We start from the raw sequence: 12,364 nt of genomic DNA, 5'->3' as shown, positions 1-12,364 counted from the left end.
AGTCCTGGATATGACCGAGCACCGGGAGAGCGAACCCGGCGCGATCGAGCAGAGCGCGATCGAGCTAGAGGACGTCGTCAAGGAGTACCTCTCGCATGGCGAGGTCGTCCAGGCGGTGAAAGGTGTCACGCTGGGCATCGCCGAGGGGGAGTTCTTCTCCCTCCTCGGCCCGTCCGGCTGTGGCAAGACCACGACCATGCGGATGATCGCCGGTTTCGAGGAGCCCTCGAAGGGCCTGATCAAACTGCACGGCCGGGACGTCACGAACGTCCCGCCGAACAGGCGTGACGTCAACATGGTCTTCCAGTCCTACGCGCTCTTCCCGCACATGAGCGTCTGGGACAACGTGGCGTTCGGGCTGAAACAGCGCAAGACGCCGCAGGACGAGATCAGGCGGCGCGTCGGCGAGATGCTGGAGATCGTCGATCTCACCGGCAGGGAGAAGCGCCGGCCCCGCGAGATGTCCGGGGGCCAGCAGCAGCGCGTGGCGCTGGCCCGCGCCCTGGTCAACAGGCCCAGGGCCCTCCTGCTCGACGAGCCGCTCGGCGCGCTCGACCTCAAGCTGCGCCAGGCCATGCAGATCGAGCTCAAGCGCATTCAGCGCGAGGTCGGCATCACCTTCGTGTACGTGACGCACGACCAGGGCGAGGCCCTCACGATGAGCGACAGGATCGCCGTCATGAACGACGGCCTGGTCGAACAGCTGGCAGGGCCGCGCGAGATCTACGAGCGGCCGGCGACGGCGTTCGTGGCGGGCTTCATCGGCACCTCCAACCTGCTGACAGGGCCCGCGACCGGCGGGGTGCTCAAGATCGGCGGCGGCCGGGTGCTGGTGCCGGGGCAGGACGGCGAGGTCACGGTCACCGTCCGTCCGGAGAAGATCACCATCTCCACGGACGAGCCCGCAGGCGACGTCAGCGCGGTGCCGGGCACCGTCGCCGAGGTGGTCTACCTGGGCACGTACAACAGCTACGCCGTGAGCCTCGCCGACGGGGCCGAGGTCACGGTGTTCCAGCAGAACGCGCACGACTCGACGACCACCGCGGAGCGGGGCGACTCCGTGTGGCTCTCCTGGCGGGCGCAGCACTCATATGCGATTGGAAGCTGATAGCACCTCATGAACCCCCTGAACAACCCCGCCCTCCTGAGGGGTATGACGCAGCCCCGCACCCGTCGCGACGCCTTCAGGATCGCCGGCCTGTCCGCTGCCGGGCTCGCCCTGGCCGCGTGCGGCGTGGAGGGCAAGAAGGCCGCGCCGCCCAAGGCCGACGCGGTCAAGGACTTCTGGTCCAAGCAGACCAAGCACGGCCACGTGGTCTTCGCCAACTGGCCCGAGTACATGCCCGAGGACCAGGCGCCGCTGAAGAAGTTCCAGCAGCAGACCGGCATCTCCTACGAGTACAAGGAGGTCATCCAGGAGAACGCCGAGTTCTTCGGGAAGGCCGACCCGGTGCTGCGGGCCGGGCAGCCGCTGGGCTACGACATCGTGGTGATGACCAACGGCGTCCAGCTCCAGCACATGATCGAGCTGGGCTACGTGGTGCCGCTCGACCACTCGCAGATCCCGAACTTCCTGGCCAACGCGGGTGACAAGTACAAGGACCGGTCCTACGACCCGGGCAACGTGTACACGATGCCGTACTCGTCGGGCGTGACCGGGATCGCGTACAACACCAGGTACGTCAAGGACGACATCAAGAGCATCGAGTCCCTGTTCGACCCCAAGTACAAGGGGCGGGTCGGGATGATGAACGACGCCCAGGAGATCGGCAACTTCGGCATGATCGCGCTGGGCATCGACCCGGAGAAGTCGACCGAGGCCGACTGGAAGAAGGCCGGGGAGAAGCTGAAGGCCCAGCGCGACGCGGGAATCGTCCGGAAATATTACGACCAGAGCTACATCGACGCCGTGTCCAAGGGCGACATCTGGATCTCCATGGCCTGGTCGGGCGACGTCTTCCAGCGCCAGCTCGCCGGCGAGCCGGTCAAGTTCGTGGTGCCCGAGGAGGGCGGCACGATCTGGACCGACAACATGCTCATCCCCAAGGGCGCCGCGAACCCGCTCGACGCGCTCATACTGATGGACTACCTGTACCAGCCCGCCATCGCCGCCGAACTGGACGAGTTCATCCAGTTCGTCACCCCGGTGCCCGCTGTCCAGGACCTGCTGCGTGAGAAGGCCGGGGCCGCGAAGGGCGGGGCGAAGAAGTCGCTGCTGCAGATGGCCGACAGCCCGCTGATGTTCCCGTCCGAGGCCGACTACGCCAAGCTGCGCAACTACACCAAGCTGACCACCGCGCAGGAGCAGGTCTTCAACCCGATCTTCCAGTCGATCACGCAGGCCTAGATGAGACGGCTCACCCCCTACCTGCTGGCGCTGCCGAGCTGGATGTGGCTGGCCATCTTCCTGGTCGTCCCGATGGTGGCGATGGCGTCGGTGTCGCTGCAGACCGGCAACGCGATCGACGGCTTCGCCATGACGTTCAGCTTCTCCAACTACACCGACGCCATCGGCACGTACAGCACACAGCTCCTGCGCTCGCTGCTCTACGGCGCGCTCGCCACGGTGGCCATGCTGGTGATCGGCTACCCGGTGGCGTACTGGATCGCCTTCAAGGGCGGCACGCGCAAGTCCGTGTACCTGTTCCTGCTGCTGCTGCCGTTCTTCGTGTCGTTCGTGCTGCGGACGATCTCGTGGAGCTTCCTGCTGGCCGACAACGGCGTCCTGTTCGGCACGCTGAAGAGCTGGGGCGTGCTCCCGGCGGAGTTCCACGTGCTGGCCACCACCCTGGCGGTGGTGGGCGGCCTCACCTACAACTTCCTGCCGTTCATGATCCTGCCGATCTACGTGGCGCTGGAGCGGGTCGATCCGCGGGTCATCGAGGCCGCCTACGACCTGTACGCGTCCAGAGGGGCGGCCTTCCGCAGGGTGGTGCTGCCGCTGTCGCTGCCGGGGGTGTTCGCCGGGGTGCTGATGACGTTCGTGCCCGCCACGGCCGACCCGGTCAACGCGCAGATCCTCGGCGGCACCGCCAACACCATGATCGGCAACATCATCCAGACCGCGTACCTGACGAACCTCGACTACCCGACGGCCTCGGCGCTGTCGTTCACGCTGATGGCGGTGCTGCTCGTGGGTATCTTCGTGTACGCGAGGGCGCTCGGCACCGAGAACGTGCTCGAGGCGGCGGCGCGATGAGGGGCGGCAGGCTCGGCGACAGGCTGCTGCACGGCTACACCTGGCTGATCATCGCCTGGCTGTCGTCGCCGATCGCGGTGATGATCCTGTTCGGCTTCAACGACAAGAAGAGCAAGTCGAACACCACCTGGCAGGGCTTCACGCTGAAGTGGTACCAGGAGCTGTTCAGCATCTCCGACCTGACCGTCGCGCTGCGCAACTCGCTGGTGATCGCGGTGGTCAGCACGGTCATCACCGTCGTGATCGGCACCATGCTGGGGCTGGCCGTCGGCCGCTACCGCTTTCGCGGGCAGGGCACGACCAACTTCCTGGTGTTCGCCGCCATCTCGACGCCCGAGCTGGTCATGGGCGCCTCGCTGCTCTCGCTGTTCGTGTCGGGCAACGTGCCGCGCGACGGGACCACGATCATCGTCGCGCACGTGCTGTTCTCGCTGTCGTTCGTCGTCGTGACCGTGCGGGCCAGGGTGATCGTGCTCGACCCGGCGCTGGAGGAGGCCGCCAGGGACCTCGGGGCCACCGCTTGGGGGACGTTCAGGCAGGTGACGCTGCCGTCGATCATGCCGGGCGTGCTGGCGGGGGCGATGCTGTCGTTCGCGCTCTCGATCGACGACTACGTGGTGACCAGCTTCGTCAACGGCTCGACCATCACCTTCCCGCTGTGGATTGTCGGGTCGGTGAAGACCGGCATCCCGCCGCAGGTCAACGTCATGGGTACGCTCATCTTCGGCATCGGGGTGCTGATCGCGATCGCGAACGCGGTGGCGGCCCGCCGCCGTAGCTGAACCCGTCCCATCAACTTCCCCCCGTGACCGCGGGGGGGTTTGGTGTATTCCGGCAAAGAACAGGGAGGCGAGATCGGATTCCGGCGGGGGGAACCCGCGCGCGATCACCCTTTTAGATCCCGCAATTTCACAACAAACTGACTGACTCTTCGTAGGGAAGTGGGATTTGTGGATCCGCTGAAGGCGCTTGCTGATGCGGAGCGCAAGCCGTACTGGCTGGACAGTCCGGCCAGACCCGAGCCGCGACCGCGGCTCGTCGGAAACACCACCGCCGACCTGGTCGTCGTCGGCGGAGGCTTCTCGGGGCTGTGGACCGCCCTGATGGCCAAGGAACGTGACCCCGAGCAGGACGTCGTCCTGCTCGAAGGCCGCAGGATCGGCTGGGCGGCCACCGGCCGCAACGGCGGGTTCTGCATGGCGACCCTCACGCACGGCCTGGCCAACGGGCTGGAGCGGTGGCCGGACGAGATCGACCAGCTGGAACGCATGGGTGTGCGGAACCTGGACGAGATCGAGCAGACGCTGCGGCGTTACGGCGTCGACTGCTCCTTCGAGCGCACGGGAGAGCTGGTCGTCGCCACCGAGCCGTGGCAGCTGGAGTCGCTGAACGAACACCTCGACCTGATCGACGAGCTGGGCCTCGACTACCAGCCGCTGGACCAGGACCAGGTGCGGGCCGAGGTGAACTCGCCGACCTACCTCGGCGGGCTCTGGGAACGCAGCGGCTGCGCCATGCTCGACCCCGCCAGGCTGGCCTGGGGGCTGCGGGAGGTCTGCCTGCGGCTCGGAGTGCGGGTGTACGAGCGCAGCCCCGTCCGGGCGCTGGACGACGACGGCGTCATGATCAGCCTGCGAACCCCGTACGGCACGGTCACCGGGCGGCGGGTCGCGCTCGGCACGGGGGTGTACCAGCCGCTGCTGCGGCGGCTCAGACACCTCGTCGTGCCGGTGTACGACTACGCGCTGATGACGGAGCCGCTGTCGGACGCCCAGCTGGACTCCGTCGGCTGGCGCAACCGGCAGGGCGTCGGCGACGGCGCCAACCAGTTCCACTACTACCGGCTGACGGACGACAACCGGGTGCTGTGGGGCGGATACGACGCCGTCTACTACAACGGCGGCCTGGTCAAACCGGAGTACGACCAGCGCGACGAGACGTTCGTCAAGCTGGCCGGGCACTTCTACGACACGTTCCCGCAGCTCTCGGAGGTGCGGTTCACGCACCGCTGGGGCGGCGTGATCGACACGTGCAGCCGGTTCAGCGCCTTCTACGGCCAGGCGCACGGCGGGCGGCTCGCCTACGCGGCGGGTTACACCGGCATGGGCGTGGGGGCCACCCGGTTCGGGGCGAACGTCATGCTCGACTTCCTGTCGGGCGAGCGCACCGAGCGGACCGAGCTGCAGATGGTCCGCGAGACGCCGATGCCGTTCCCGCCGGAGCCGGTGCGGTCAGGGGTGATCCAGTTCACCCGGTGGTCGATCGCCCAGGCCGACCAGCACCAGGGCAAGCGCAACCTCTGGCTCCGCACCCTCGACCGGATGGGGCTGGGCTTCGACTCCTAGCCGCCCGTCCACCCGGTGCGGGGAGCCTGCTCGGCTGCCCGCACCGGTTCGCACGGTGCGGGCGGCCTGGCCGGTCGAGGCTCGGTCGGGCCGCTTGCGCGTCACCAGTTCCTTACCTCGTGGGCCCACGCGGTCAGCCCTGCCACGAACCCCTGCCTGTCCTGGGGCGACAGGTTGTCGAGGACGCGCAGGAGAGGTGCGGCCCGGAGGGCGACGAACCCCTCGACCATGGCGCGGTGGTGTGCGGCCAGCGACACCAGGGTCCGGCGGCGATTGGCCGGATCCTCCCGGCGCTCGACCAGCCCGGCCCGGCTGAGGTCGCCGACGAGCTCGCTCGCCGTCGTCAGTGACATGCCCATCCTGTCGGCCAGTTCGCTGACGCTGAGTGACGGCTCGACCGTCAGCTGCGGGATGACCGCGCCGTGCCTGGCGGTGAGCCGGTGACTGCGGAAGATCTCCCGCAGCTCGTCGGGCATCTCGGCCTGAGCTCGCCGGAAATAGGCCTCCACCAGGGGCACGAAGCCCAGGGCCTCCTTGACCTCCTCCGGTCGTGGCATTCGAGGGGAGGGCGGGGTGTCATCCATCACGGTCACAGGATACAGTCCCTATATCCAAACAGTTCGGATATCCGAAGTGAGGCAGTCGTGATACTGGTGACAGGGGCGACCGGCAACGTCGGCCGTCATGTGGTGAACCTGCTGCTCCAGGCGGGAGAGCAGGTCCGAGCGACCAGCCGGAACCCCGAGCGGGCCGGCCTGCCCGAGGGCGTGGAGGTGATCAGAGCCGACATGTCCCAGCCGGAGGACCTGCAGGCCGCGCTGCAGGGAGCGGATCGCGCGTTCCTGCTCCCCGTCGCGGGCCAGGTGCGCGGCTTCCTCGACGTGGCCGCGAAGGCCGGCCTCGGGCACCTGGTGCTGCTGTCCGCGCTGGCCGTGACCATGGAGCACGCGGGCGTGCTCGGGAGCGTCAACGCCGAGTACGAGCAGGCCGTGACCGAGTCAGGGCTGCCGTGGACCTTCCTGCGTCCCGGCGCGTTCATGGCGAACGACCTGCGCTGGGCGCCCGGCATCAAGAACGGCGGCGTGGTGCGCGCCCCCTTCGGGGAGGCCGCGACCGCGCCGATCGACGAGCGCGACATCGCCGCGGCGGCCACGCGGGCGCTGCTCGACGACGGGCACGCGGGCAAGGCGTACGAGCTGACCGGTCCCGAGTCGCTGACGACGGCCGAGCGGGTACGGATCCTCGGCGAGGTCCTCGGCCGTGACCTGCGCTTCGAGGAGCTGTCTCCCGAGCAGGCCCGCGAGCAGATGATCGCGCAGACCCCCGCGGTGGTCGTGGACTCGATGCTCGCGCTGTTCGGCTCGTTCGTCGGCAAGACCGCGGAGGTGTCGCCGGTGGTGCGGGAGCTGACCGGCAGCGCCCCGCACACCTACGCCGACTGGGCCGCCCGGAACGCCACGGCGTTCCGCTGACGGACGAGCCGGGTACCGGCGGATCGCCGCCCCTGGGCGACGGTCCGCCGCGTCTCACGCGAGACTGTACGCATGAGGGTTGAGTTCGCCGTCGACGGCCTCACACTGGTGGGGGAGCTGCGGGTGCCGGAGGGGGCGGGGCCGCGTCCGGGCCTGGTCTTCACCGGCCCGTTCACGGGGGTGCGCGACCAGGTGACCGGCCGGTACGCGGAGCGCCTGGCCGCGGAGGGGTTCGTCACGCTGGCGTTCGACCACCGGAACTGGGGCGAGTCCGGGGGGGAGCCGCGCCAGCACGAGGACCCGCAGGGCAAGCTGCACGACCTCCGGGCCGCGGTGTCGTTCCTGCGGGCCAGGCCGGAGGTCGACCGCGACAGGATCGGCGCGGTCGGCATCTGCTTGGGTGGCGGATATGCCATGAAATTTGCCGCCTTCGACCCTCGGGTGCGCGCCTTCGCCGGCATCGCGGGCGCCTACAACAACACGTACGCCATGCGGGCGACCATGGACTCCACGCTCGGCTCGCTGACGGAGACCCTGGAACGCGAGGACCTCGGCGGCCCGGTCGAGTACCTGCCCGCCGTCGCGACCGAGGGCGAGGCCGCCATGCCGGGCGACGAGCCCCACGCCTACTACGGCACGGAGCGGGGCGCGTCGCCGTCCTGGGTGAACCGGGTGACACGGGCCGGCATGCGCGAGCTGATCACGGTCGACAACATGATGGGGGCCGACTTCCTCTCTCCGACCCCGGCGCTCATCGTGCACGGCCTGATCGACCGGGTCTGCCGTCCTGAGGGGGCCGAGGAGGCGTTCAAACGGCTCGACGAGCCCAAGCAGCTCATCTGGGTGGACGCCAAGCAGCACACCGACCTCTACGACCGCGAGCCGTACGTGACCCAGGCGGTCGAGGCGACGGCGGCCTTCCTCCGCGAGCACCTCTGAGCGAGAGTCCGGGCGCACGCCTCGATCATCGCGGCTCGGGCAGGATCGCGGCGATCTCCGCGTAGCTCGGAACGGGTGGGGCGGGCGTGCCCTGCAGGGCCAGGAGGGTCGACAGCGCGCCCTGCAGCGAGGCGCGGTAGAGCAGCGAGCCGGTGCTCACCCTGGCCACGCCCGCCTCGGCGAGCTGCGCGAGCGTCGGTCCTCCCGGCTGGTACAGCACGTTGACCGGCAGCGGCGTGCTCGCCACCACCTCGGCGATCCCGGCCAGGTCGGCGAGCCCCGGCACGAAGACGCCGTCGGCGTGCCCGTAGGCGCGCACCCGCTCCAGGGTGTCGCCCGCCTTCAGCCAGTGCGTGTCGGTGCGGGCGTTGACGAACACGCCGTGGCCCAGCGCGCCCTCGATGATCCGCTGGTGCAGCTCGATCGGCCGGAGAGTCCCGTCGGGGCGGCCGTCCTCCAGGTTGACGCCCGCGACGCCGAGCGCCGCCAGCGCGGCGACCAGATCCGACACCTGGGCGGGGTCGTCGCTGAAGCCGCCCTCGATGTCGACTGTCACCATGACACCCAGCTCGCTGACCGTCTCGGCCAGTTCGATCGTCTCCGCCCTGGTGGCCGCGGCGCCGTCGGGCTTGCCGTGGACGGCCGCCACGCCCAGGCTGGTCGTGCCGATCGCGGGGAAACCGTGCGCGGCGAGCAGCGCGGCCGAGCCGTAGTCCCAGGCGTTCGGCAGCAGCAGCGGGTCACCGGGACGGTGCAGGTCGCGGAAGGTCACGACTCCTCCGGGAGGGCGTCCAGGACGCCTGCCGCGAGAGCGAGGGCATGGGCCGGCGCGGGGCAGGGCCGCACCCCGTACCCGAAGGTCAGATGAGGTGTCTCGCCACGGGCAGGGTCGAAGCGGGCGGCCTCGGGGAACACGTCCGGGTCGCGGTTGGCTGCCACGAGGTCGATCACCACCTCGTCGCCCGTCCGCAGGTCGAGCCGGCGGGTCGCCTTCAGCGGCGGGTCCTGGCGCAGCGTCTCGTGCAACAGCGCCTCCACGGTGTCACCGGGCCGGGCGTGGGCGAGCGCGTTGCCGACGAGCCCGGCGATGGCCGTGTGCGCCTGCAACAGGACGCAGACGCGGGCGACCGTCTCCGCCTCCTCGCCGGGGAGCAGCCTGACCAGCTCGGCCACTCCGGCGTCGGCCTCCGGGCCGACCACACCCGACAGGTAGCCGGTGGACGCGGCCTCTACCGCCGCGACCAGCTTCGCCGCGTCGTCGACGCCGAGCGCCCTGCCGAGCACCGCCGTGGGCACGCCCTGCCAGTCGCCGTGCCGCTCCAGCGTCATCGCACGGGCGGCCGACCGCAACGCGCCGGGGTCGAGCGCCGCCAGCAACTCGGTGACCAAGCGGCGCCGCTCGGCGTGCGCCGCGCCGGTGCTGAACCGCGACACCCGGGCACGCAGCCAGGCGAGCGTTCCCTCGGGCGCGTCTTGACGGACGGGCGGCGGGACGTAACGGATGTCCGAGAGCACCGCCCTGGCTTCCTCGTGGCGTGTGATGAGCATGCCCCCACGCTAGGTCGGGAACGTTTCGCCGCAGATCGAAGTGTTTCAGGCGGCGACTCGTGCCTCGACGGCGGGCGACTCGGGGGCGGACAGGGCGGGTTCGGCGGTGGCGGGAGCGTGAAGTTGCCTGGACGCCGTCGCCATCACCACGACGAGCGCGATCTCGGCCAGCACCAGCCCACGCTCCAGCAGCCCGTAGTAGGAGGCGCCGCCGATCAGGGACGACGTGACGGACGCCGGATGCGCCGCCAGGTAGACCGCCAGGGCCAGCGCCGAGGCCGCGCTCATGGCCCGGACCAGGTTCCAGCGGGGAAGCGCGGCACGTCCCCTGGCAAGGGCCCAGCCGGCGACGGGCAGCGTGGTGAAGACCACCGCGGCCGCCCAGCGGTGGATCTCGCCGGGCCAGGTGCTGAGCGCGCCGCCACCCGGGTCGGTGGGGAAGACCGCGGTCAGCATCAGCCCGCCCGCGGCCGCCAGCAGCAGCACCCGGGTGGCCGCCGTCCGCGCGGGCTCGTGCACCGCGAGCCCGTACGCCAGCGACAGGCACGCCACCGCGAACGCCAGCATGCCGAGCATCACGGGCACCAGCCCGCCGGAGACCAGCACGTAGTCGCTGATCAGCGGCTGATCGGGCAGCGCCAGCTGGGCGTAGCCGAGCGCAAGCGCCGCAGTGGCCGCGCTCACCGCGGTCACCGGGACCGAGTGCCGGAAACCTTGCGAGGTCATAGCGTCACCTCATCGTAGATCTGCTCAAAACGGGCCAGGGAGGACTGGTGGTCGTGGGTGAGCGCCAGCGCCCGGCTGGCCCTGCCGAACCGGGCCCGCAGCTCCTCGTCGGTCAGGATCGTCGCCAGGTGGCGGGCCATCGAGAGCACGTCACCCGGCTCGAACAGGAAGCCGTTGCCGTTGACCAGGTGCGGCAGGGCCATCGCGTTCGCGGCCACCACCGGCAGCCCGGACGCCATCGCCTCCAGCGTGGCGATGCTCTGCAGTTCGGCGACGCCCGGCATGGCGAACGCGTCGGCGGCGGCGAAAGCCTGCGGCATGTTCTCGTCAGGGACGAAACCGAGGAAGAACACCCGGTCGCCGACACCGATCCGCTTGGCCAGCCGCTCCAGCTCGGACCGCTGGTTGCCCTGCCCGACGAGCGCCACCTGCGCCTCGGTGTCGTTCAGCACGAACGGCAGCGCCCGCACCAGCTCGTCGAGCCGCTTCTCCTCGTCCAGACGGCCGACGAACAGGACGGTCGGCCGGTCCGGCAGGCCGAACATCTTGCGCGCCCACACCTGGGGCTCGGTGTGCGGGTGGAAGCGGGTCAGGTCGATGCCGCAGGAGACGGACTCGACCTCGCGGGTGAAGCCCTGGTCCGACAGCAGCTTGGCGGCCAGGGGGGTGGGCGTGGTGATGTGGTCGGCCCTGGAGAAGATCCGGCTGAAGTCGCGCCAGGCCAGGCGGCCCGCCTTGACCCTGAGCCGCTCGGGGATGTGCCCGAACTGGAAGAGGTTGTCGGGCATGAAGTGGTTGGTCGCCACGATCGGGGTGCCACGGCGCCGGGCGGCGGCGATCGCGGCCCTGCCGACGACGAAGTGGCCCTGGGTGTGCAGGACGTCCGGGTCGATGGCGCGCATCAGCCGGTCGAGCCTGGTCGGCACGGTGACCCGCATCGTCGGGTGGACCAGCAGCGGCGCCGAGCGCAGCCGGTGCACGATGACGCCGTCGACCACGTCCGCGGTGGCGGGCCCCTCGGCGGACTGGCAGATGACGTGCACCTCGTTGCCGCGGGCGGCCAGGCCGGTGGCCAGGCGGTGGGTGAAGACCGCGGCGCCGTTGACGTCCGGCGGGTAGGTGTCGCTCGAGATCAGGATCCGGCGCGGACGGGCGGGGGCGGGGGCGAGCTCGGCGACGGTGCTGTGCAGGGGCATGGCCATGACGTTTGACTCCGGTTTCGAATCGTGTGCCGGCTTGGGGAGAGCCGGATGAAGCGGGTTGGACCGGCTGGGGAGAGCCGGTCGAGATCGGCTGGGGGGCCGAAGGGGCACGGGTGACCGGGGATCAGCTGCGCGCCTCCAGCGGAGTGGTGCGGGCCAGGGCGACGGTGCCCGCCGCCGCCAGCCCCGCCGCGACGACGGGCGCGACACCGGTGGGCAGCGGCTCGTCGAGGAGCAGCGCGCCGAACGCCACCGCGGTCAGCGGGTCGGCGATCTGGAGCGAGGCGAACGAGACTCCGAAGTGGCCGACGGCGTAGGCCCGCTGGAGCATCATCAGGGCCAGCAGCGCGGGCACCGGCAGCGCCAGCAGGTACCACCAGTTCCACGTGCCGTCCACCAGCACCCGCATGAGCGTGGCGGTCGCGCCGTACAGCACGCCCGAGCTGGTGGCGAGCAGCGCGGCCCGGCCCGCCGGCGAGGCGACCTTCGAGCCGGCCCACAACAGCACCGACGCGATGCCGGCGACCCCGAGCAGGGTCACCACCCCGGCCGGGGCGAGGTAGGTCGGCCCGCTGGACTCCGGCACCAGCAGCACCAGTCCGACCAGCCCGGCCGCCACCAGCCCGGCCGCCGACAGCTCCCTGCGCGAGGGCCTGCGGCCGTGCAGCGCGGCCGCGATGGGCAGGGCGAAGAGCAGGCTGGCCACGCCCATCGGCTGCACGATGGTCAGCGGGCCGAGCCCGAGAGCGACGATGTGCAGGCCGCCTCCCGTCAGGATCGACACCCCTCCGAGCACCCACCGCGGACGCCGCAGTAACGCGAGCAGGCCGGACTTGGCCGTCTCCGCCGCCTCGAACTGCTGCAGGGCCGCGCCGAGCGCGAAGAACAGCGAACCGACCAGGGCGATCACCGCGGCCAGCACACTCATGCCCA

13 protein-coding genes are annotated in these 12,364 nt (G+C 70.5%); 7 read left to right on the top strand and 6 right to left on the bottom strand.

Annotated features, from left to right (window positions below; all coding sequences use genetic code 11):
- Positions 1 to 10 precede the first annotated feature (10 nt).
- From ABZ297_RS14490 to ABZ297_RS14470, 5 genes are all read left to right on the top strand, one after another.
- Positions 11 to 1,108 carry an ABC transporter ATP-binding protein gene (locus tag ABZ297_RS14490; RefSeq protein ID WP_355344839.1) on the top strand — a complete coding sequence of 366 codons (1,098 nt, stop codon included), beginning with the start codon at positions 11 to 13 and terminating at the stop codon, positions 1,106 to 1,108.
- Between the two features lie 45 nt (positions 1,109 to 1,153).
- A complete protein-coding gene (locus ABZ297_RS14485) occupies positions 1,154 to 2,347 on the top strand; it encodes a spermidine/putrescine ABC transporter substrate-binding protein (protein WP_355344836.1) in 1,194 nt (397 codons plus the stop codon).
- Positions 2,348 to 3,199, top strand: a complete 852-nt coding sequence (locus tag ABZ297_RS14480) for an ABC transporter permease (protein ID WP_355344833.1) — start codon at positions 2,348 to 2,350, stop codon at positions 3,197 to 3,199. It abuts the gene before it with no gap.
- On the top strand, positions 3,196 to 3,981 hold the full coding sequence (locus ABZ297_RS14475) for an ABC transporter permease (RefSeq protein WP_355344830.1): 786 nt from the start codon (positions 3,196 to 3,198) through the stop codon (positions 3,979 to 3,981). Before ABZ297_RS14480 ends, ABZ297_RS14475 begins: the two co-directional genes overlap by 4 nt.
- 168 nt (positions 3,982 to 4,149) lie before the next feature.
- Positions 4,150 to 5,544, top strand: a complete 1,395-nt coding sequence (locus ABZ297_RS14470; RefSeq protein ID WP_355344827.1) for an FAD-dependent oxidoreductase — start codon at positions 4,150 to 4,152, stop codon at positions 5,542 to 5,544.
- Between the two features lie 101 nt (positions 5,545 to 5,645).
- Here ABZ297_RS14470 and ABZ297_RS14465 read toward each other — a convergent pair whose 3' ends face one another.
- Entirely contained in the window at positions 5,646 to 6,128 is a 483-nt protein-coding gene (locus tag ABZ297_RS14465) for a MarR family transcriptional regulator (protein WP_355344933.1), read from the bottom strand.
- A 60-nt stretch (positions 6,129 to 6,188) separates the two neighbouring features.
- On the opposite strand from ABZ297_RS14465, the gene ABZ297_RS14460 reads away from it, so the two are divergent.
- Complete coding sequence (locus ABZ297_RS14460; protein WP_355344824.1) at positions 6,189 to 7,016, top strand: SDR family oxidoreductase; 828 nt, start codon at positions 6,189 to 6,191, stop codon at positions 7,014 to 7,016.
- Positions 7,017 to 7,088: 72 nt separating this feature from the next.
- The gene (locus ABZ297_RS14455; protein ID WP_355344821.1) at positions 7,089 to 7,955 is read left to right on the top strand and encodes an alpha/beta hydrolase; all 867 of its coding nucleotides are present in this window, start codon (positions 7,089 to 7,091) and stop codon (positions 7,953 to 7,955) included.
- A 25-nt stretch (positions 7,956 to 7,980) separates the two neighbouring features.
- Here ABZ297_RS14455 and ABZ297_RS14450 read toward each other — a convergent pair whose 3' ends face one another.
- The 5 genes from ABZ297_RS14450 to ABZ297_RS14430 form a co-directional block, all read right to left on the bottom strand.
- A complete protein-coding gene (locus ABZ297_RS14450; protein ID WP_355344818.1) occupies positions 7,981 to 8,727 on the bottom strand; it encodes an isocitrate lyase/phosphoenolpyruvate mutase family protein in 747 nt (248 codons plus the stop codon).
- On the bottom strand, positions 8,724 to 9,503 hold the full coding sequence (locus ABZ297_RS14445) for a cytochrome P450 (RefSeq protein ID WP_355344815.1): 780 nt from the start codon (positions 9,501 to 9,503) through the stop codon (positions 8,724 to 8,726). Before ABZ297_RS14445 ends, ABZ297_RS14450 begins: the two co-directional genes overlap by 4 nt.
- A gap of 45 nt (positions 9,504 to 9,548) precedes the next feature.
- The gene (locus ABZ297_RS14440; RefSeq protein WP_355344812.1) at positions 9,549 to 10,229 is read right to left on the bottom strand and encodes a DUF998 domain-containing protein; all 681 of its coding nucleotides are present in this window, start codon (positions 10,227 to 10,229) and stop codon (positions 9,549 to 9,551) included.
- Entirely contained in the window at positions 10,226 to 11,431 is a 1,206-nt protein-coding gene (locus ABZ297_RS14435; RefSeq protein WP_355344809.1) for a glycosyltransferase, read from the bottom strand. The genes ABZ297_RS14440 and ABZ297_RS14435 overlap by 4 nt, the downstream gene beginning before the upstream one ends.
- A gap of 124 nt (positions 11,432 to 11,555) precedes the next feature.
- A complete protein-coding gene (locus ABZ297_RS14430; protein WP_355344806.1) occupies positions 11,556 to 12,359 on the bottom strand; it encodes a DMT family transporter in 804 nt (267 codons plus the stop codon).
- Between the last annotated feature and the right edge of the window lie 5 nt (positions 12,360 to 12,364).

Origin of the sequence: Nonomuraea sp. NPDC005983, from assembly GCF_040614375.1 — a bacterium.
Lineage (GTDB): Bacteria > Actinomycetota > Actinomycetes > Streptosporangiales > Streptosporangiaceae > Nonomuraea.
The sequence above is the reverse complement of the archived record's forward strand: the minus strand, read 5'-3'. Positions and strand labels throughout refer to the sequence as shown.